Raw genomic sequence first — 19,385 nt, forward strand, 5'->3', positions numbered from 1 at the left:
GATCATGAGATGTTGAGGGGGCCGTAGAGCCACACAAGCCAGAACGCGGCGGTGAGAGGCACCCCGAAGGGAATGGGGGCGGAAAGCGTATTTCGGTCGAGCAGAAATCGCACAGCGGCCCAGATCAAGCCGCCAACACTCGCCAGCAGCACAACAGAGGGAAGGCCGGTCCAACCAAGCCAAGCACCGGCTGCGGCGAGGAGCTTGGCGTCCCCAAGCCCAATGCCCTCACGGCCGCTCAGTTTGCGATGGATATGGGCGATCATCGCAATCGTAAGATAGCCGATGCAGCCGCCGATAATGCGATCCGCCAAGCTGGGGGGGAGATCCAGCAGGGACATGGCGATACCGGCGGCAAGCAACGGCAGTGTAACCGCATTGGGTAGACGCAGCACGAGCAAGTCCGTGCTGGCGAGGATCACGAGCGCGAAGGCCAAAACCCAGCTCTCTAATATTAGGTATGGCGCAGCGCTTGAATACCCCCAAGCCATGGCAAGCACGCAGGCCGATGAAATATAGGCGCGCAGGCGCCATGATGTCGTTCCCGCAAGCCGTTCGACAATAGGGCCCACTGCAATTGCTGCGCCGAGGCCAAGCGCTGAAATGGCGTAATTATATGGAGAATATGGCATGGCGCGTTGCTTGCGTTAAACCAGGAAGATTGGACCATATAGACAAGTAAGCCATGCACAAAGAATGGCGGGGGATCGCCATGAAATGTGCTCGATGGCGGCGGGAAGGCGATTGCCCCAAATTGCTATTGGAACGACCAAGAGGGCCGACATGGCAATTGTGGCGATGACTTGCGTGCCATGGAGCCAAGTTGCCAGTCCGAGCGGCAGGATGCCTCGCGCCGCGGAGGTGGATATGTTGTCCTCGTGGAGGCAGGCGACAAGCCCCGCCACTGGTAGGGCGATCGCCATGCTAACCACGGTGGCCCATGCCATGTGCGTTGCCAGACCCAAGAGAGCCAAGGCTAAACCTAGAACCAGCGTGACTGGGCGCCCGGTGCAATCGAGGACAAGGATGGGAATGATGGCCCAGCCGAGAAGAACGCTCTTTACCGACGGCACTGTGATGGAAAGCCCCGCGGCCACAGGAAGCAGGGCCGCAAGCTCTATGGCCGGAAAAAAAACACCTAGTTTGGCGCCGCAATACCGGCAGCGTCCCCGTAGAAAAATCCAACTAAATATTGGAAACAGGTCGTACCAGGAAAGACTGTGACTGCAACTGTCACATTTGGAACGTGCCCATAAGATCGGCTGTCCGTCCGGAAGGCGTTGAATTACCACACCCAGAAAGCTACCGACGATAGGGGCAATTAAGAAAAGCGATAGCCAGAGCTGCGGATCGGCTGTCATGTTTTGGGCGTTCCTAACCAACATCACCATATCTGCCAAAATCTGACAGATTTATTTTGGTCTGCTCGCGAACCCGCGCCGAGAACGCTATTAGATGTGTTTCCATGAGGATATTGCGTCTAACGATTGCTCATAGAGATGCAGGCTATAAATTCGCAGTGCTTGGCAGGGATGCTACCGGAATGCGTCGCGGACGTCATTGTTAAGGAAGCCCCAATTCCCCCTTCGCTCGCCGATGTGTGTGATCGCGGCGTGTTGTGGGAGGCGAATGCTTCAGAGCTTCTCCTGCGGGTTCCAGAAATCGCGCGGCTGTTAATCAGCCGTCGCGAGATTTTGATTGAGCCTCTGGTGCCGGACGCGCTGGAGCATCTGCATCGGCTGCTCCGGCGTACACCTCTGGCCGCGCTTCTTTGGCTGCGGGGCGCTCATGGCTGCAATGGCGCGGCAGTTGAGATTGATTGCGGTGCGGTTTTGCTTCTCGGCGTATGTGGCAGCGGAAAATCAAGTCTTGCAGCGGCGCTTCTATCGCGCGGTGCACGCCTGCTTGCTGACGATGTCGCGCCGGTGATGCTGGACGAGGGCCATCGGCCGGTGGTCGCTCCGGTTTGGCCGGAACTCGCTCTATGGCCAGACGCTATAACGTCTCTCTTCGGCAATTCACCGCCGCAAGGGCTTGAGCAGGTCCCCTCCGATCGTTTTGAGTCTCCCTATTGGACGGTACGATTAGATCGGTTCTGTAACAGGATAGTTCCCCTCAAGGCGATTTATTGCCTGTCCACCAATCGGCTGGGCGAAGAAATACAGTGGGAGCCGGTCGGAGGGTTACAGCGGCTCCAATCGGGGGCCCTGTTGTCCTATCACGAGCGCATCTGCTTGACGCTTGGCGCTCGCGCCGATCAGTTGCAGATATATGGCGCCATCGCCAATGTTCCTTATCACAACGTGATTGTGCCCCATCGGCATTTGGCCGAGATCGAGCATGTGGCGGACGGGATCATGCAGGCTTTGGCGAATACCCAGGAATTGTCCCGCCATGGCTAAGATAACTTGGCTGGCATCCTATCCGAAGTCGGGCAACACCTGGGTGCGCATCCTGCTTGCGAACTATCGAAACGACAGCGGTGCTGCGGTGGACATCAATGCTTTGGGGGATGGCAAGGGCTTTGGTCGCGCGGCTTTCGACGAATATTGTGGATTTAAGACCTCCACTTTGGGAGCCGCTCTGGTGGACCGCCTGCGTCCGGAAATTTATCGCGCCATGGCCCGCGATGCGCGGGACGATTTGATCGTCAAGATGCACGACAATTGGCGTTGCTCTGACAGAGGGCTGGCCGTGTTTCCCGCCGATTGCACAAAAGGCGTGGTTTATATTTTACGAAGTGTGCTCGATGTGGCCCCATCCGCTGCTGTTCATTGGGGCGTGGATAATGCGACGGCCGTGGAACGGCTTTGCGATCCCAACTATGCGCTTGGAGGAAGCCGGCGGCGGCTTTCGCGCAGCGTGTGGCAGCCATTGTCGAGTTGGAGCCATCATGTGCGAAGCTGGTGTGATGAATCGGGTTTGTCTGTACTCGTTATTCGCTATGAAGATTTAAAGTCGGATACGTTGGAATCCCTTCGAAGGATCGTCGCTTTTTGTGGCCTTTCGTCCGACGAACAGCGCTTGACGCATGCCGTCTCGAATTCGCGCTTTGAAAGGCTCAAGGAAGTGGAATTGACAGGCGGCTTCCGGGAACATTCCGAATGTGCCCGGGGTAGTTTTTTTCGAAAAGGCCAGACGGGCAGTTGGCGGCAGGAGTTGCCATCGGAGCTTGTACGTCGTCTTGTGGACGTGCATGGTGATGTTATGACCCGTTTCGGGTACCTCGATGCGCGCGGCGAGCCGCTATAGCGCAGGGATTTTATATACGGCATGCCGGTCCTGCAGCATGGCCTTGTCGAGCGAGAGGTCGGCCACCTCGGACGGCTCGGCCCCGCGCCCGATCGGGATTCCACCGATCCAGGCTATGATCGCCTGCCGTGCCTCCTCATACGTGCCACCATTGGTGGCCTGCATGTTCTTCACCAGGTCGACGGCGCCTTCGGTCATGATCCATCCGGGACAGACGATGTTGACGCGAACGCCTTTTGGACCGAGCTCCTTGGAGATGGATTTGCTGTAGGTTCGCAGCGCCCCCTTGGCGGCCGCGTAGGCGGTGGTGGACTCGGGCAGGGGCAGCTTCGACTGGGTTGAGGTGACGTGCACCACGGCGCCGCCCCCGCGCTCGATCATCTGCGGGATCAGAAGGCGATCGAGGCGAACCGTCGCCAGAAGATTGAGGTTCAGTTCCGACAGCCAAATGTCGTCCGTCAGCGCGGCGAATCCGCCGGGCGGCATGGTCGACCCGCCGATCACATGGGCGAGGACGTCGACTCCGCCCAGCCGCGCCAGCGCCGCCTTCGCCAGTGCTTCGCCACCTTCAACGGTCGTCAGGTCTGCCTGGACATATTCGACGCTCTCAATGGGGTTCTTGACTGTACGGGCGGCCGTGATGACGCGGGCTCCGCCGGCAAGGAAGCGCTCGACCGCGGCCCGGCCAAGGCCCTTGGTGCCGCCGCTGACAAGCACGCGTTTGCCGGCGAATTCGTCTGGGTTCGCGATCATGCTCATACCGTCGTCTCCAGCGTCTTGATGGTGTCGCCTTCCATCTTGAAGCGATAGGTGAAGCGAAGCGGGCTGCCGGGGAATTCGCCATGCGCGGGTCCCTCCAGCACGATGTCGCCATCCTCTTCCCGCGAAGTATCCGGCTCGAAGATCGCTTTCACGGCAATGGCTTCTTCCTTCAGCATTTTGCGGATCGCGGTTTGACCCACGAAATCCTTGCCGTTGTCGCGAAACACGGCGTCAGGCGCGAAGTGCTTCATCATGCCTTCCAGATCGAGACGCTTGTTCGCCTCGATATAGTCGGCGATCGGGGCGGGTAAATTCAGTGACATGCTCATCTCCTTGACTGGGATGAGACGAATCTAGAGATGGACTTCTCGCCCGATAATCGAAACAAATCAGGATGTGGTGTCACGAAAAACGGGACAATGATGCGGCATTCGCTAATCGAACTCGAAGCCGTTCTGGCGATTGTGCGATGCGGCTCGTTTCGGGCGGCGGCGCTCGAACTTGGGATGTCGACCACCGCCATCAGCAATGCTGTGCAGAAGCTTGAGCGGGAGCTGGCCGTGCGGCTGTTCAATCGGACCACGCGCAGCGTTTCGCTCACTCACGCAGGGCGGATCTTCGTCGCCCAGATCAAGCCGGCGTTCGACGGCATTCAGAAGGCGATGGATACGGCGCGTTCCCAGCAGGAAGCCCCGTCCGGCACCTTGCGCATCAATGCCTTCGCGACAGCCGCCCGCGAGATCATGGCGCCGCTCGTCCTGACTTATCTGGAACGCTATCCGCAGGTGCATATCGACATCGTCACCGAAGGGCGGCTTGTCGATGTCGTGGCTGCGGGGTTCGATCTCGGCGTACGAGCTAAGGAGCTGGGTGCCGAGCGATGCGATCGCTATACCGCTGGGTCGCGAGAGACGGATCGCGGTTGCAGCGTCCCCGACCTTTTTCCAGAACAGACCTGTCCCCCAGGTGCCGCAGGAGCTGCTGACCTATCCCTGTCTTCGCGGGCGGCTTCCCAACGGCGCATTGCTTCTATGGCGGTTCGAGAAGGACGGCGAAGAGCTGAAGCTGGATGTCGATGGCCCGATCACCTTGGACGAAGCCTCTGTGGCCCGTATCGCAGCATTGAATGGTGTTGGTATCGGCTATTTTATGGAAGGCGATGTCCGCGAGGACATCTCGGCAGGTCGGCTCGTTCGCATTCTTGAGGACTGGACGCCCCCGCTCGCGCCGCTTTGCCTCTATTACGCAAATCGGCGCAACTCCTCGGCAGCCTTTCAGGCCTTCATCGCGCTCGCGCGCGACTTCGCCGCTGGACGGCTCGTACAGCCTTGAGGATGGCTCGTGATGCCAGACAGCAAAGCCAGTTACACAAAACTGTATCGCGAACTGTGCGGGCCAACGTCCCACCTCGGATTTTTTGATATGCGTGGACGAGCGGTGGTAAACAACCATGACCAATGCATGGATAAGCATTTGAAAAAGCACGAACATTGGCGGACATAGATGGACAATAAAATTGCGTCCTGGCACTCTCTCAAGGCTGAAACACGAGTTCGATTCTCGTTGGGAGCGCCAAGCCTGTTCAAGGGCTTAGGTTGATTGCCTGGCGGGCTGTTCAACATCTATCCAATATTCGGACTGGCGCGTTTGCACGCGTCGGGGCTGCGGCTGGATCGCCACTTGCGGCCATCGCGATTCGTTGAAGGCGTTCACGCGGCTGGTCCCCACCATCTGTGCGGCGGTTCAAAATGCCGGAACCGTGGGCGGGTGCTGCCCCCTGAAGCCATAGACGAATTCTTCGAATGCCTGGCGATGCGTGCGGCTCAGCGTGAGTTGGCGCCCGCTTGCGAGCGTCAGCCGCGCATCGCCGGCAAACAGCGGATGAACCTGGCGGACGTGCTCGAGATTGACAATGGCGGAGCGGTGGATGCGCAGAAAGCGATGGTCGAGCCGGCTCGAGATGGAGGTCAGTGTCTCGCGGACCAGATGTTCGGCTTTGTCGGCGCAAACCAGCACGTAGTCGCGCTCCGCTTTGATGCATTCGACGCTATCGCGTGGCAGAAACAATGTCCGCCCGTCCACTTTGATAACCAGCGGATTAGGTTCGGCTGCGACGGTCGAGAGTTTGGCAAGCTCCCCTAGCTCGTGGATCCGCGTCCTGGCCCGGTCTAGGGCTTCGTCGAAGCGCGGTTTGCGCACCGGCTTCAAGAGATAATCGAGAACCTTCGCATCGAACGCGGCCACGGCATATTGCGGCTGTGTGGCCATCAGGATGACCGTCGGCAGCGATTCTACGGCGGATAAAATGCCGAAGCCGTCGAGCTTCGGCATATCTATGGCTAGAAAAAGCAGAGCCGGGTTAAGTTCGTTAGTCGCCTCGACGGTTGCCAATCCATCACTGCATTCGCGCAAAACCGCGATGTCCGCATGATATCGCAGAAAATCCAGTATGTGATGACGCGCCGACTCTTCCCCGTCCGCGATAATCGCACCAAGCATATGCCGCTGTCCTGGTGATCCCCTTAGTTGAAAGTCTGGCGCTTATACACGTGCGGAGCAATGCGTCGAAATATGCTTATAAGGTGTGATAATACGGTGTGATGAGAAATTCTCTCAGTCGCGCGACGGCGCTTCGGATTTTTCTGATTTATATGATGCGCTCACTAACATGCTGCTCGGGATTTGCCTCCGTATACGAATTAGTACAGGGCGTGTTGCGATGAATGCGAAAGCTATGATCTTCCGCGATCTTCGTTTTAAGCCTGCCTAGTGCCGCGAAGGTTTGAGCTGCTTTTGAGTTTAGCGCGCAGCAACACCGTGCGAGCCGGACGGCCGCGATTCCTGCGAACCGTTTCTTTTGCGCGACGAACGGTTCGGCGCGATGGAATAGCGGCTCGTCGCAAACCGTTTCGGCAAGGATTGCCATTCCCCATCGCCAAAACGATCATTTGGTAAGCGCTGTCTAAAAGGGCGCTTGCAAAAAGTGAAGGGGAAATGAACATGAAGAGTAGGCAAATATGGCGTAGTTCCACGGCCATAACTGCGCTGTTTATGCTGGCGGCTCCGGGCTGGGCACAGGACTCCGGCTCTATGGAAACGGTCGTTGTGACCGGCATTCGCGGATCGCTGCAGCGCAACCTGGACATCAAACGCGATAGCCTCGGTCTGGTCGATGCGATCACGATGGAAGACATCGGCAAATTCCCGGATGCGAACCTCGCCAACGCTCTGATGCGCATTCCTGGCGTGACGATGTCGATGACGGCCAACTCGACCAATAACGGCCAGGCGACCACGACCGGCCAAGGCGTGTCGATTACCGTTCGCGGCTTCGGCCCGACCTATAATGAAACCCTGTTCGATGGACGCTTCATCCCGTCGGCGAACTCCGTAACCGGCGTGACCACTGGCGGCCGTTCGTTCGACTTCAGCGGTCTTTCCGCCGACATGGTCGCCCGTCTGGAAGTATTGAAATCGCCGGATGCCGCGATGTCGGCCGGCGCCATCGGTGCCAGCATCAACGTCATTTATCCGAAGCCGTTCGACAAGCCCGGCTTCACGGCTGTGGCGTCTGCTTCGGGCAGCATTAACACCGACGACGGTCGCTGGATGCCCAATGGCAACTTCCTGATCAGCGATACCTTCGCTGGCGACAAGATCGGCTTTCTCGTAGCCGGCTCGTATTCGAGCTTCCAGACTAGCCAGTGGCAGGTCCAGAACTGGGGCTGGAACGGCTCGTACCTCGCGCCGTGCCAGATGTCCGGCTATACGGGACCGGATTGTTCGACAATGTCGGACGATGCGACCAAGGCCAATTACGATAAACGTGCGGTGGCCGATACCAGCAAGCCGGTCTGGTGGACGCAGGACTATGCAGTCGACTGGAACCAGATCAACGAAGAGCGCATCAACCTGCGCGCCGTGGGCCAGTTCCGGCCGACGCAAGCCTTGGAAATCACGCTCGATGGCAACTTCGCGCGCGATGACCTGATGCAGGATTCGCTGACCTACGCGCTGTGGAACAGCGTCGGCGATATGCGCAACGTGTCGCTTTCCAAGAACGGCACCGCCATGGCGTTTACGCGCAGTGGACCGCAGGATTTCGACGACGTCAGAAGCCAGCAGATCCAGCAGACCTACAATTGGGGCATTAATTTCAAATATAACGTCAACGATCACGTCACGATCATCGCTGACTACAGCCAAGCGCTGTCCGCTCTCAACCCGAACGGCCGTGACCATCTGCAGGAAGTCTCTGCCGGCATCGGCTATGGTCCGTCGGGCCCCGGCGGCATTTACGGCTCCGCCTACACCGTTACTCAGGCTGGCGGACACAATCTGCCGTACTACTCTGGTGTCGGCCCGAGCGGCGATGCTTCCAAGTTCACGGGCATCAATACCGGCTTGACGCCTGACGGCAGCATCCTGGGTTCCCACGTGATGGTGGTGAACAACAGGAACAATACCTATCTGGTCAATCAGGCCAGACTGGAAGGCAACGTCGAGTACGGCGACCTCAAGATCAAGGCCGGTGCGCAGTATCAGCCGAACCACTTCATCACGCGCTCCTACACGGACTTGTTCGGCGGTTCCAATAACAACTGGCAGGTCGTCTCGGGCTACGGCCCGGATTCGCATAACAAGCTCGATTCCGGTTCGGATGCCGGTTACCACCTTCCGGCGTCGTTGTTCCATGGCGTCAAGACGATGAAGCCCGATAGCATCCCGGGTTGGACGGCGCCTTCGGGCGGCGTAATTCCGGGTCTGCCGATCACCAATGCCTATGACGTCTATTCGTACCTGAACAGCAAGACCGGTACGTCCATCACATGTCCCTACACCCTTGATGCCAAGGGCAATAAAGTTTGGGGCTTCCCGACCCCCAACGGCGTCAACTGCGGTGCCCTCACCGATCCGGCGGGCTTCCACGGTATGATTCCGGCTCTGATGCCCGACGAATCCAAGTCGCAGTATCAGAAGCTCTTTGAAGACAACTACGCTTTCTATGTGAGCTTCGCGTCGACAGCGAAGGTTGGCGACATGCCTTTGAAGATCAACGGCGGCCTGCGCTGGGAATACACCGACATGACGGCCTCTGGTTTCGGCACCGAGCTGAAGGACATGGTCATCACGCCTGGTGACCTTACCGCGTATAATTTCATCCTCACTACGCCGAAGGACGTCAGCGTTAAGAACACCTACTCTTATCTGCTGCCGAACCTCGATCTGACCTTGAACGTCACCGACGACTTCCATCTGCGGTTCGATGGGTCTCGCACGATGACTAGGGCGCCGATCGCCAACCTGACCGCCACTGTGTCCTATGGCGGCCGCAAGGGCTCGCTCACGGCCACAGGCGGCAACCCGAATCTGTTGCCGTTCCTCTCTGACAACTTGGACGTGGCTGCGGAATGGTACTACGCCGGCAACTCCTATCTGTCGGCCGACGTGTTCCTGAAGAACGTGTCGAACTTCGTCATCAACGGCACCTCGACGAAAGTGGTGACGGGTGTGATCGATCCGAACACGGGCAATAATCCTGTGTTCACGCTCAACAGCGTCATCAATGGGCCCTCGGCCAATGTCTACGGCCTCGAGCTCGCTTGGCAGCATACGTTCGGCGACAGTGGCTTCGGCTACTTGCTCAACGGCACGATCGTTCAAAGCGACCGGCCATATGATGCGCACAATCTGCTGGTCAGCAACTTCGCGGTTGCCGGCTTGGCTGACTCGGCGAACTTCACCGTCTTCTATGACAAGGACGGCATCGAGCTTCGCTTTGCCGCCAACTGGCGTGACACCTACCTTGACCGCTTCGGTCAGGGCCAGGGCAACGGCATGTTTGGCACGGAGCCGGTCTTCGTGAACGGCAACTGGGATCTGTCTCTCAGCGGCGGTTACGATATCACCGACAACCTGAAGGCTTACTTCACGGCCTCGAACCTGACCAACAACTCTTACTCGACCCGTGGCCGGTTCGCCGACCAAGTGTATGGCGTCATTTCCCTCGGCCGCAGCTACACGGCCGGTGTGCACTTCAAGCTGTAAGTCCCTCCCTGGCGGGCTGATGGCGACCCCATCGGCCCGCTTCTTTCCCTGTACATGGCCGAATGGCGTTCGGATTTGTCGGTGCTTTTCTCAAGGTTTGATTGGACGTCTCCTTCCGAAAGCACCGACTTTCTTGCGAGGCGCTCTGCCGCCTCGCATTTTTTTTTTGCTCCATTTTCACATTCGTCCAATCCATCCTGTGGCAAAGCCAGGTAATGCCCCTCTCAGAGGCTTAGCTTTTTGTCAGGGCGGGTGTTCCAAAACTCTCAACTAATCCTCTGGCCTCACACCTTGGATGTGCTGCGCAGCTCTGAGAAAGGGGCGCAGCCGGTGTGCCGCGACCCCGGGCGGGGGTGCATTTGCGCTGTTTGATGCTACCATCTAAAAAAGCAGACAAATTGCAGGGGGCACAAAATGGGAACCGCCGACAAAACCACGCAGCCTATTGGGCAGGTGGCTGATCTGACCCGCCGCGGGACCTTGCAGCTCTGCGGGGCGGCGGTGGCGGCGGTCTCGGCCGAGGCGAAGGGGCGTTCCCCTGCCGGGCATGGGTTCTCACGCGATGCGGCTGGAAGTCCTCTGCATATCACCGCCTTGAGCGACCGGGCCTTGCGCATTCAGGTCGGGCCGTTCTTCAAGCCCAGCACGATTTTGCTCTCCGACAAGACCATCCCCTTCGCGGCTAAAGAGGAAACCGCGGGCGAGGTGGTGCTGCGGATGAAAAGCATCTCCTGCCGCCTCAACACGGAAACCGGCCGCCTGAGCTTCTTCGATGGCAGGGGCACGCGCATCTTGGCGGAAGGCGTGCGCAGCCTCACGCCTTCCAAACTCCAGGATCAGAACACGCTGATCGCGGAGCAGGGGTTTGTCTCGCCTGCGGATGAACGTCTCTTCGGCACCGGCCAGTTTCAGGACGGATTTCTTAATCTGCGCGGCCTCAGCCGTCGCCTGACCCAGGTCAATACCCAAATCAGCCTGCCGTTCCTCCTCTCCAGCAAGGGCTATGGCCTTTTGTGGCACAACACCGGGCTGATGGAGCTGAACCCGCGCGGCACTATGTTGAAGCCCGCGCGCGTGCCCTTCGAAGGCGGCAGCACCACGGTCAGTGTCACCACCACCGTCGGCGCCGCGGAGATCAAGCGCAGCCTCGCCGCCTTCGAATGCGCCTTCGAAGTGCCTGAAAGCGGGCGTTATGGGTTCCTTCTCGACGTCGGCAATGCCATGGCCTCGAAATATCATGTCGAGATCGACGGCAAAGTGCTGGTGGATTTCGCCAATTTCTGGCTGCCGCCGACTACCAGCTTCTTCGCCGATTTGGCGCGCGGCGCCCATAAGCTGCGTGTGGTGGGCGATTCCAAGGATGCCCCTTGGCTCAGCTTTGGCAAGGTCGAGGATACGACCGTGCTGCGCTCGCCCGTATCTGAGGGCGTCGATTATATCGTCATCGCCGGGCCTTCCGCCGAAGACATCATTGCCGAATATCGCCGCCTCACCGGCGCGGCGCCGATGCTGCCGAAATGGGCTTATGGCTATATCCATTGCCGCGAGCGCTATAAATCCTCCGAGGAGATCCTCACCAACGCCAAGATGTTCCGCGCGCGGAATATCCCCATGGATGTGATGGTTCAGGATTGGCAGTATTGGGGTAAGTATGGCTGGAACGCCATGCAGTTCGATGAAGCCGATTATCCTGATCCCGCCGGCATGATCGGCGAGCTGCATCGCATAAAGGCGCGCTTCATGGTCTCGGTATGGTCGAAGGTCGATCCCTCGAGCGATGTCGGAAAGGCGCTCGCCAAGCGCAATTGCTATATTTCCGGCACCACCTGGATCGATTTCTTCAACCCCGATTGCGCCGCGGCCTATTGGGGGGCGATGAGCCACAAGCTCGTGCCGCTGGGCATCGATGCCTGGTGGCAAGACGCGACCGAGCCGGAAAATGACGATCTTGCCGGGCGCAAGACGGCGGCGGGGCCAGGCGAGATCGTGCGCCTGCAATATCCCATCCAGGTCAATCGCACGGTCTATGAGGGCCTGCGCCGCGATGCGCCCGATCGCCGGGTGATGATCTTGTCGCGCTGCGCCTTCCTTGGCCAGCAGCGCTATGCCTCGGCCACCTGGTCCGGCGACATCGGTTGCGATTGGGAAACGCTTCGGCGCCAAATTCCCGCGGGCCTCAACATGATGGCGGCGGGCTATCCCTATTGGACGGTCGATGCGGGCGGATTTTTCCGCCCCGGCAAATCGCAATACACCGATCCGGCCTATCACGAGCTGTTCTCGCGCTGGCTCCAGTTCGCCGCCTTTCTGCCGCTGATGCGCGTGCATGGCTATCAGACGACGACGGAGCCCTGGCATTACGGCGCCGAGGTCGAAGCGCGCACGCGCGCCACTATCGAGCTGCGCTACCGGCTGCTGCCTTACATTTACAGCGCGGCGGCGGCGGTGACGCGCAAGGGCTCCACGCTGCTGCGGCCCTTGGTGCTGGATTTCGCTCAGGATCCGAAGGCGCTCGATCAAACCACTAGCTTCATGTTCGGCAAGGCGATCCATGTCGCGCCGGTTCTGGCGGCGGGCGTGAAATCCTGGTCCGTCTATCTGCCGAAGAATGATGGCGGCTGGTACGATTTTTGGACCGGCGAACATCGTGATGGCGGGGCGGAGCATGACATCGCTGCGCCGATCGATCGTATCCCTCTGCATGTGCGCGCGGGCGGCATCGTTCCGCTTGGCCCGGTGGTGCAAAGCACGGCGGAAGCCGACGGCCGCGATCTTACCATTCGCGTTTATCCCGGCGCGGATGGCCGTTTCGAGCTCTATGAGGATGAGGGGACCAACTACAATTACGAAAAGGGCGCCTTCGCGACGATTTCCTTCACCTGGAAAAACCAAAGCCGCGAGCTGATCATTTCGGCGCGCAAGGGCCGTTTCCCGGGCATGCTGGAGCGGCGCAGCTTTCACGTGGCTGTGGCCGGCCAAGGGGAGGGCAAGCCCGTCGCCTATGACGGCAAGGAAATGCGGCTCCAATTCTAAGGCTCGCCAATTATGCCGCCCGCGGTTGCCCTGCTGTCATGGAGGTGTGCTAAGCTTTGGGCGACTATGGGGGGTATAGATGGGCAAAGAAATCACGGCATCCGGCGCAAGCGGTGCGCGCCGCGTCTTTTCCGCGAAAAATACGCCGCTCTTGCTGCTGGCCTTGCTTCTTCCGGCGATAGGTCTGGGGGCTTGCGGGCGGGCGGCGCCGGATTCGGGGCAAGAGGCGGTGTTGATCCGCAAGCCTTGGGTCTTCGGCCATGGCGGCATCGAGGCCGAGCCGGTCAAGACTGGGCTCACCTACACCGCTATCACCACCCAGGTGGTTTATATTTCGGTGATGCCCCAACTGATGCGCGAGCACTTCGCCGACATCATGACCTCGGATGGGGTTCCACTTAGCTTCGATGGCTATGTGCAGCTACGCGTCATCGATAGCGTCAAGCTGGTCGACAAATTCGGCGGCGCGCTCGACGATGTTGCCGATGCGCATGCCGAAGGCGGGCGGCTCCCGGCGTGGTATGCCTATAATTTGCAAGGCCCGATCCGCAACACTATCCGCATGGCGGTGAAGAAATACGGCCTCAACGAGATCGCCATCGCCTATACCGCCGATGAGAAGATCGAGCATGAGGTCAAGCTCGCCATCGCCGCCTATATTGCCAAGCGCGGCATGCCGGTGGAGCTGGTGGATTTCAACCTCGGCAAAACCAATCCGCCAGATGCCATTCGCGATCAGCGCGTGCGCACCGCCGCCGAACAGCAGCGCCAGATTACAGAAAAGCAGACCCAGCTCGCCGAAGAGGCCCGCAAAGGCGCGGAACTCGCACGCGCTGATGCCGATAATGCCTATCGCGAAAAGATGCAGCTCACGCCCGAACAATTCATCCGCCTGCAGCAGATCGACATGCAGCGGCAGGTCTGCAACGGCGGCAAATGCACCTTTATTATCGGCGGCAATGTTACGCCGGTGGTTCCGGTGAAATAAGTCATGGCTTCACAAACATTTCGCCCCCCTGTTTCGCACCAGATCGGCTGGTATGCGATGGGGCTTCTCCTCATCCTTTGGTTCGCCGCCAATATTTGGCTGCAGAACGGTGTCGGTATTTGGTCGGCACTGCCGTTCCTCGGTGGGCTTTACCTGCTTTTCGCCGCGTCACGCGAGCATGTGCGCCTGTCAGCCGAGCAGCTAGACTATTTCAACGGTTTTTCGACCAGCACCGTGCGCAAATGCGATGTGGAAGGCTATCGTAGGCTTAACCGCTTCTCTTGGAGACGTCGTTCCAGGGTGTCGCTAGTCATCGAGCTTAAACCGGTTGGCGCAGCCCCGGTGCATCTGCCCTTGTGGATTTTAGAGCATCCCGATGTGGCGCCCTGGTTTGCCGGTCTCAAGGATATCGATGCTGAGGCCGAGGCGGAGTGCCATGTGGTAGAGGCCGCTACTCCTGCGTTTGGCGCCGATCCAAATGCCCGCGTGGCACGGGCGCAATTTCTAAAAAGGCTGATTGGCGGCGTTACCGTGCTCGGGTTTGCCGCTTTGGCGGTGGCATTTTTGGCCAACGGAGCGAGTTGGGCTGCGGTACCTTTGATGGCTCTGCCGTTCATCGCAGTGCTGCTTGATATTGCCTATCCGGGGCAGCTGCGGTTTCTAGATGACCAGAGCGAGGTGGATGCGCGCCCCTCGATGTTTCAGCTTGTGATGTTTCCTGCGCTATTTCTTTCTTTCCTGGTGCTCGAACGCCTGCAGCTCGTCACTTATCATCCGCTGTTTCTGCCCGCGCTCGCTGCCGCCGTGATCGCGGTCTTTTACGTCCGCCTGCGTTCGCCGGGAATGGATTGGTCGGCCATGCTGTTTGGCTTTGGGGTCTGCGTGTTTTTCTATACCGGCAGTGCCCTTGCTTACGCAGATGAGATGTTCGACACGGCGCCAACCCGCATCGTCTCCACCGTGGTGGTCGATCATCACGTGAACCATGGCCGCAGCACCAGCTACACGGTGTCTGTGGCGCCATGGCGAGCTGGTGGAGGCGCCACTGATTTTTCCGTTACCAGCGCCGAATATCTCGCCTGGGGCCTCGGCGCGACAGTATGCGTTCGGGAGGGTAAGGGCGCGCTGGGCTGGGCTTGGGTCAAGCTAAAGAGCTGCCGGTCGGGCGGTGTGCATGATTCCTAACATAGCGGTTCTCTGTCATAAATTAATCCTGTGCCCTCCCGCCGCTATCTTGACCTTACGGGCAAAAACCTGGACCGTCCTGAATGTGACATGACGGTTGGGGTACTGTTTGTCTGCATCGGGCGGTGGGGACCCGCGTATTTTCAATATCCGGCAAGCGGCTTTGGGGGCGGCTGCCGCGGGCAGGCTGGACGAAGCTGCGCGGCTTTGGGATCAGCTTTTACGCCTGTTTCCTAATCATCCCGAAGCCCTGCATTTCATGGCCCAGCGCGCGCTGCAAAAGGGCGACGCCAAAACTGCGCGGGGTTTGCTGGAAACTGCGGTGCGAGCCGCGCCGCGCGATCCGGTACTGCATCTCGCCTTGGCCTATGCCTGCCGCGTCCTTGGCGATGATGGGGCGGAGATGGAGGCGCTCACCGGCGCGCTGATCGCCGATCCTTATTGCTATCCCGCGCTGCTCGCCAAAGCTGCCGCCTTTTCCCGCCATGGGCTGAAGCGCCAAGCCGCGCGGCTTTACAAGGATGCGCTTGCCATTGTGCCGCCCGACGAACGGCTCTCGCCGCAACTGCGCGAAGAGGTGGCTGTGGCGCGCGCCGCCGTACGCGCGAATATGGAGTCGCTGGATAGCTTTCTCGCTAACCGTCTGGGCGCGCTGAACGAACGCTTCAGCGCCGCGCAAACCGCCCGCGTGCTCGAGGCGAAAGAGGCCATGATCGGGCGGACGCGCATTTATGCCTCGGAAGCGAGCCTCTACCGCGTGCCGGGGCTGCCCGCAGTGCCCTTCTTTGATCGTAGCTTCTTTCCGTGGATGGAGGCGCTGGAGGCGCAGACCGACATTATCCGTGACGAGCTCGTGGCGCTTCTGGATACGCGCGGTGACGACTTCGCGCCCTACCTCAATTACCCCGCCGGCGCGCCGCTGGAGCAATGGAAAGAGCTCAACCGCTCCCCTCGCTGGACCACCCTTTACCTCTTCAAGGATGGAGCGCCCGTGGAGGAGCATTGCGCGTTGTGCCCGCTGACCGCTGCCGCGCTGGACCAGGTGCCGCTCGCCGTCATCCCAGGTGCCGAGCCCACCGCGATGTTTTCCGCGCTGGAGCCGCACACCACCATCCCGGCCCACACCGGCATCACCAATGCGCGCGCGGTGGTGCATCTGCCATTGATCCTGCCGGGCGACTGCCGCTTCCGTGTGGGGAATGAAACCCGCCCCTGGAAAATGGGCGAGGCCTGGGCATTCGACGACAGTATTGAGCATGAGGCCGTCAACGGCTCGGGCGAACGCCGCGTCATCCTCATTTTCAACGTGTGGAATCCCTATCTCTCTGAGGTCGAGCGCGACTACGCGGCAGCGTTGATTTCGGGATACTACGCCTATCTGGCGGAGGAGGGGGCCTAGCTTTTCCCTTCCCATCCTGGCCCCTCCTGCTATGAGAGGGGGTGTCTTTCAGAGTTTTGCTGAATGGAATCGCCGTTGATTTCCGCCGTGGGGCTGGTTGCCGCCTTCTGCACCACCCTGGCCTATGTCCCGCAGGTCTGGCGGATCTGGAAAACACGCTCCACGGCCGACATTTCCCTCGGCATGTTCGCGCTGATGAATTTCGGCGTCGCCTTGTGGCTGGTCTACGGGATCGCCATCGGAAGCTGGCCGGTCGCCATCGCCAATGGGGCGACTTTGGTGTTGGCGGGGGCCATCCTGGTTTTGAAACTCAAGCACGGCTGAGCCAATTTGACGTCTGTCGGCGCAGGGCAAGCGCTGCCACCTTGCATTGTTCCAATGTGAGGAAAATAGATGTCGACCAAAGGCAATCTGAAGACGGCGTTTGCGGGCGAGAGCCAAGCGAACCAGAAATATCTCGCTTACGCTGAAAAGGCGACGCGCGATGGCTATCCCGTGGTGGCCAAGCTCTTTCGCGCCGTGGCCGCGGCTGAAGCCATTCATGCCCGCAATCATCTGAAGGCGCTCGAAGGCATCAAGACGACGCTCGAAAACCTCACCGATGCGCAAGGCGGCGAGGATTACGAGATCACCGAGATGTACCCCCCGATGATCGCGGCGGCGGAAGCAGAAGGCGATAAGCGCGCTTCCCGCTCCATGCATTACGCCCTCGAAGTCGAGAAGGTGCATTACGAGCTTTATGGCACCGCCATTGCCGCGGTGACCGAAGGCAAGGACCTCGGCAATGTGACCGCGCATGTCTGCCCGATCTGCGGCCACACCGTGCTTGGCGACGCCCCCGATAACTGCCCCGTCTGCGGCTGCGCCGGCAAAAGCTATATCGAGATCGCGTAAGGGCGGTTGCCCCCGCCGGTTCAAAGCGGGGGCCGTCACTCACCGCCAGTTGGTTTTGGCGAGTTCGACCAGCTCGTTGCCTTTGCCGTTGATGATCGCGCGCATCATGTAGAGGCTGAAGCCTTTGGCTTGTTCCAGGGTGATCTGCGGCGGAATGGCGAGTTCCTGTTTCGCGGTCATGACATCGACCAGGACCGGCCCCGGATGGGCGAGGGCCTCGTCGAGCGCGGCGGGCAGAAGTTTCGCATCTTCCACGCGCAGCGCCTTGATGCCGATAGCCTCGGCCACTTTGGTGAAGTCTGGACTGTTGAGGTCGGTATCGTCGGAGATATAGCCGCCCGCCTTCATTTCCATCGCCACGAAGCCAAGGCTACGATTGTGGAAGATGACGATCTTCACCGGCAGATCGAGCTGGCGCAGCGATAGGATATCGCCCATCAGCATGGCAAAACCGCCATCGCCGCACATCGCGATGACTTGGCGGTCCGGTGCGACAGCTTGCGCGCCGATGGCTTGGCACATGGCATTGGCCATCGAGCCGTGATTGAACGAGCCGATCAGCCGCCGCTTGCCGTTCATTTTCAGATAGCGCGCCGCCCACACCGTCGGGGTGCCGACATCGCAGGTAAAGATGGCATCCTCGCTGGCTTTCTCGCTGATCAGCTTTGCCAGATATTGCGGATGAATCTGCCCGATCTCGCTTTTCTCCGTGGCGAGGTCGTCGAGGTCTTTGCGCGCCTTGGTATAGTGGTCCAGAGCGGTGGCAATGAAGCGGCTGTCGTCTTTGGCTTTCAGCTTGGGCAGAAGCGCTTCGATCGTCGCTTTCACATCGCCGATGATGCCGAGATCGACCTGGGTATGCGCACCCAAAGCTTCCGGCCGCACATCGATCTGCGCGATCTTGGCCTTGCCGGGATAAAAGGCGCGATAAGGAAAGGCCGAGCCCAATATAAGAAGTGTGTCGGCAGCTTCCATGGCGTGATAGCCGGAAGAAAATCCGATCAGCCCGGTCATGCCGACATCATGGGGGTTATCCCATTCGACATGTTCCTTGCCGCGCAGCGCATGCACGATAGGGGCCTTCAAGGTTTCAGCAAGGCGCAGCACCTCGTCATGCGCGCCTGCGCAGCCCGCACCGCAGAGAAGCGTGGTCTTGCTCGAGGCGTTCAGCATCGCCGCCAGCGCGTCGAGATCTTGTGTTGGAGGCAGGGTGATGCCCGGCTCGGGCGTATTCCAGCGCACTTCGATCTCGCCCGGCATGTCTTTCAGCGCGACGTCGCCGGGCAGCACGATCACCGCGACGCCTTTTTTCAGGATGGCGGTACGCATGGCGATTTCCAGGACGCGCGGCATCTGTTCCGGGTTGGAAATCAGCTCGCAATAGACGCTGCATTCGCGAAACAGCTCTTGCGGATGGGTTTCCTGGAAATACCCCGAGCCGATTTCCGCCGAAGGAATGTGAGCGGCTATCGCCAGCACCGGCACATGGCTGCGATTGCAATCGTAAAGCCCGTTGATGAGATGCAGATTGCCCGGCCCGCAGGAACCCGCGCAGACTGCGAGCTTGCCCGTCAAATGCGCCTCGGCGCCCGCAGCGAAGGCAGCCACTTCCTCATGCCGCGTGCCCATCCAGCGGATTTTCTGCTGGCGGTGCAGGCTGTCGGAAAGTCCGTTCAGAGAGTCGCCCGTAACGCCCCAAATGCGTTCGACACCCGCCGCAGAAAGATGACGGGCGATATAATAAGCAATGCTTTCGGCCATGATGGGTCACCTGGATCGCGCTGTGAACATCCTGAACGCATATCCTTCCCGCAGCGCCGAACT

At 59.6% G+C, this 19,385-nt stretch carries 15 protein-coding genes and 1 pseudogene; 10 read left to right on the forward strand and 6 right to left on the reverse strand.

From position 1 onward, the window contains the following. Window positions 1–2 precede the first annotated feature (2 nt). Complete coding sequence (locus tag FHS83_RS11550; protein ID WP_167083108.1) at window positions 3–632, reverse strand: prepilin peptidase; 630 nt, start codon at window positions 630–632, stop codon at window positions 3–5. 15 nt (window positions 633–647) lie between these two features. Beyond that, window positions 648–1,361 (reverse strand): prepilin peptidase, encoded by a 714-nt coding sequence (locus FHS83_RS11555; RefSeq protein ID WP_167083109.1) that lies wholly within the window; start codon window positions 1,359–1,361, stop codon window positions 648–650. A gap of 126 nt (window positions 1,362–1,487) precedes the next feature. Between FHS83_RS11555 and FHS83_RS11560 the strand changes: the two genes are divergently transcribed. Then, window positions 1,488–2,402 (forward strand): hypothetical protein, encoded by a 915-nt coding sequence (locus tag FHS83_RS11560; protein WP_167083110.1) that lies wholly within the window; start codon window positions 1,488–1,490, stop codon window positions 2,400–2,402. After that, window positions 2,395–3,252, forward strand: coding sequence for a sulfotransferase domain-containing protein (locus tag FHS83_RS11565; RefSeq protein WP_167083111.1), 858 nt, complete (start codon window positions 2,395–2,397; stop codon window positions 3,250–3,252). The genes FHS83_RS11560 and FHS83_RS11565 overlap by 8 nt, the downstream gene beginning before the upstream one ends. On the opposite strand, the gene FHS83_RS11570 is transcribed toward FHS83_RS11565, so the two are convergent. Beyond that, window positions 3,247–4,011, reverse strand: coding sequence for an SDR family oxidoreductase (locus FHS83_RS11570; protein ID WP_167083112.1), 765 nt, complete (start codon window positions 4,009–4,011; stop codon window positions 3,247–3,249). The two genes, FHS83_RS11565 and FHS83_RS11570, sit on opposite strands and share 6 nt — an antisense overlap. Beyond that, window positions 4,008–4,337: a nuclear transport factor 2 family protein gene (locus tag FHS83_RS11575; protein WP_167083113.1), complete on the reverse strand. Its 330-nt coding sequence runs from the start codon at window positions 4,335–4,337 to the stop codon at window positions 4,008–4,010. The genes FHS83_RS11570 and FHS83_RS11575 overlap by 4 nt, the downstream gene beginning before the upstream one ends. Window positions 4,338–4,433: 96 nt before the next feature. On the opposite strand from FHS83_RS11575, the pseudogene FHS83_RS19915 reads away from it, so the two are divergent. Next, window positions 4,434–5,346: pseudogene (locus FHS83_RS19915) on the forward strand (LysR family transcriptional regulator). Between the two features lie 411 nt (window positions 5,347–5,757). Here FHS83_RS19915 and FHS83_RS11585 read toward each other — a convergent pair. Further along, complete coding sequence (locus tag FHS83_RS11585; RefSeq protein ID WP_167083114.1) at window positions 5,758–6,513, reverse strand: LytR/AlgR family response regulator transcription factor; 756 nt, start codon at window positions 6,511–6,513, stop codon at window positions 5,758–5,760. A 591-nt stretch (window positions 6,514–7,104) separates the two neighbouring features. Here FHS83_RS11585 and FHS83_RS11590 point away from each other — a divergent pair. The 7 genes from FHS83_RS11590 (at window position 7,105) to FHS83_RS11620 (ending at window position 17,561) form a co-directional block, all read left to right on the forward strand. After that, window positions 7,105–10,062 (forward strand): TonB-dependent receptor, encoded by a 2,958-nt coding sequence (locus FHS83_RS11590; protein ID WP_167083115.1) that lies wholly within the window; start codon window positions 7,105–7,107, stop codon window positions 10,060–10,062. A 414-nt stretch (window positions 10,063–10,476) separates the two neighbouring features. Next, on the forward strand, window positions 10,477–13,095 hold the full coding sequence (locus FHS83_RS11595; RefSeq protein ID WP_167083116.1) for a glycoside hydrolase family 31 protein: 2,619 nt from the start codon (window positions 10,477–10,479) through the stop codon (window positions 13,093–13,095). A gap of 79 nt (window positions 13,096–13,174) precedes the next feature. Beyond that, complete coding sequence (locus tag FHS83_RS11600; protein WP_167083117.1) at window positions 13,175–14,083, forward strand: SPFH domain-containing protein; 909 nt, start codon at window positions 13,175–13,177, stop codon at window positions 14,081–14,083. Between the two features lie 3 nt (window positions 14,084–14,086). Beyond that, window positions 14,087–15,268: a hypothetical protein gene (locus tag FHS83_RS11605; protein WP_167083118.1), complete on the forward strand. Its 1,182-nt coding sequence runs from the start codon at window positions 14,087–14,089 to the stop codon at window positions 15,266–15,268. 109 nt (window positions 15,269–15,377) lie between these two features. Continuing rightward, window positions 15,378–16,667 (forward strand): aspartyl/asparaginyl beta-hydroxylase domain-containing protein, encoded by a 1,290-nt coding sequence (locus FHS83_RS11610; protein WP_167083119.1) that lies wholly within the window; start codon window positions 15,378–15,380, stop codon window positions 16,665–16,667. Window positions 16,668–16,730: 63 nt separating this feature from the next. Continuing rightward, window positions 16,731–16,991: a SemiSWEET transporter gene (locus FHS83_RS11615; RefSeq protein WP_167083120.1), complete on the forward strand. Its 261-nt coding sequence runs from the start codon at window positions 16,731–16,733 to the stop codon at window positions 16,989–16,991. A gap of 69 nt (window positions 16,992–17,060) precedes the next feature. Next, the gene (locus FHS83_RS11620) at window positions 17,061–17,561 is read left to right on the forward strand and encodes a rubrerythrin family protein (RefSeq protein ID WP_167083121.1); all 501 of its coding nucleotides are present in this window, start codon (window positions 17,061–17,063) and stop codon (window positions 17,559–17,561) included. A 39-nt stretch (window positions 17,562–17,600) separates the two neighbouring features. Here FHS83_RS11620 and poxB read toward each other — a convergent pair whose 3' ends face one another. Next, window positions 17,601–19,322: a ubiquinone-dependent pyruvate dehydrogenase gene (gene poxB / locus FHS83_RS11625; RefSeq protein ID WP_167083122.1), complete on the reverse strand. Its 1,722-nt coding sequence runs from the start codon at window positions 19,320–19,322 to the stop codon at window positions 17,601–17,603. Between the last annotated feature and the right edge of the window lie 63 nt (window positions 19,323–19,385).

The organism is Rhizomicrobium palustre (assembly GCF_011761565.1).
GTDB classification, from domain to species: Bacteria; Pseudomonadota; Alphaproteobacteria; order Micropepsales; family Micropepsaceae; genus Rhizomicrobium; species Rhizomicrobium palustre.

What these genes read in the sequence shown, in the direction of transcription:
- FHS83_RS11550 (WP_167083108.1), bottom strand. Translation starts at nt 632, where the DNA reads ATGCCATATTCTCCATATAATTACGCCATTTCAGCGCTTGGCCTCGGC.
- FHS83_RS11620 (WP_167083121.1), top strand. Translation starts at nt 17,061, where the DNA reads ATGTCGACCAAAGGCAATCTGAAGACGGCGTTTGCGGGCGAGAGCCAA.
- FHS83_RS11600 (WP_167083117.1), top strand. Translation starts at nt 13,175, where the DNA reads ATGGGCAAAGAAATCACGGCATCCGGCGCAAGCGGTGCGCGCCGCGTC.
- FHS83_RS11555 (WP_167083109.1), bottom strand. Translation starts at nt 1,361, where the DNA reads ATGACAGCCGATCCGCAGCTCTGGCTATCGCTTTTCTTAATTGCCCCT.
- FHS83_RS11615 (WP_167083120.1), top strand. Translation starts at nt 16,731, where the DNA reads ATGGAATCGCCGTTGATTTCCGCCGTGGGGCTGGTTGCCGCCTTCTGC.
- FHS83_RS11565 (WP_167083111.1), top strand. Translation starts at nt 2,395, where the DNA reads ATGGCTAAGATAACTTGGCTGGCATCCTATCCGAAGTCGGGCAACACC.
- FHS83_RS11570 (WP_167083112.1), bottom strand. Translation starts at nt 4,011, where the DNA reads ATGAGCATGATCGCGAACCCAGACGAATTCGCCGGCAAACGCGTGCTT.
- FHS83_RS11575 (WP_167083113.1), bottom strand. Translation starts at nt 4,337, where the DNA reads ATGTCACTGAATTTACCCGCCCCGATCGCCGACTATATCGAGGCGAAC.
- FHS83_RS11590 (WP_167083115.1), top strand. Translation starts at nt 7,105, where the DNA reads ATGGAAACGGTCGTTGTGACCGGCATTCGCGGATCGCTGCAGCGCAAC.
- FHS83_RS11605 (WP_167083118.1), top strand. Translation starts at nt 14,087, where the DNA reads ATGGCTTCACAAACATTTCGCCCCCCTGTTTCGCACCAGATCGGCTGG.
- FHS83_RS11595 (WP_167083116.1), top strand. Translation starts at nt 10,477, where the DNA reads ATGGGAACCGCCGACAAAACCACGCAGCCTATTGGGCAGGTGGCTGAT.
- poxB (WP_167083122.1), bottom strand. Translation starts at nt 19,322, where the DNA reads ATGGCCGAAAGCATTGCTTATTATATCGCCCGTCATCTTTCTGCGGCG.
- FHS83_RS11585 (WP_167083114.1), bottom strand. Translation starts at nt 6,513, where the DNA reads ATGCTTGGTGCGATTATCGCGGACGGGGAAGAGTCGGCGCGTCATCAC.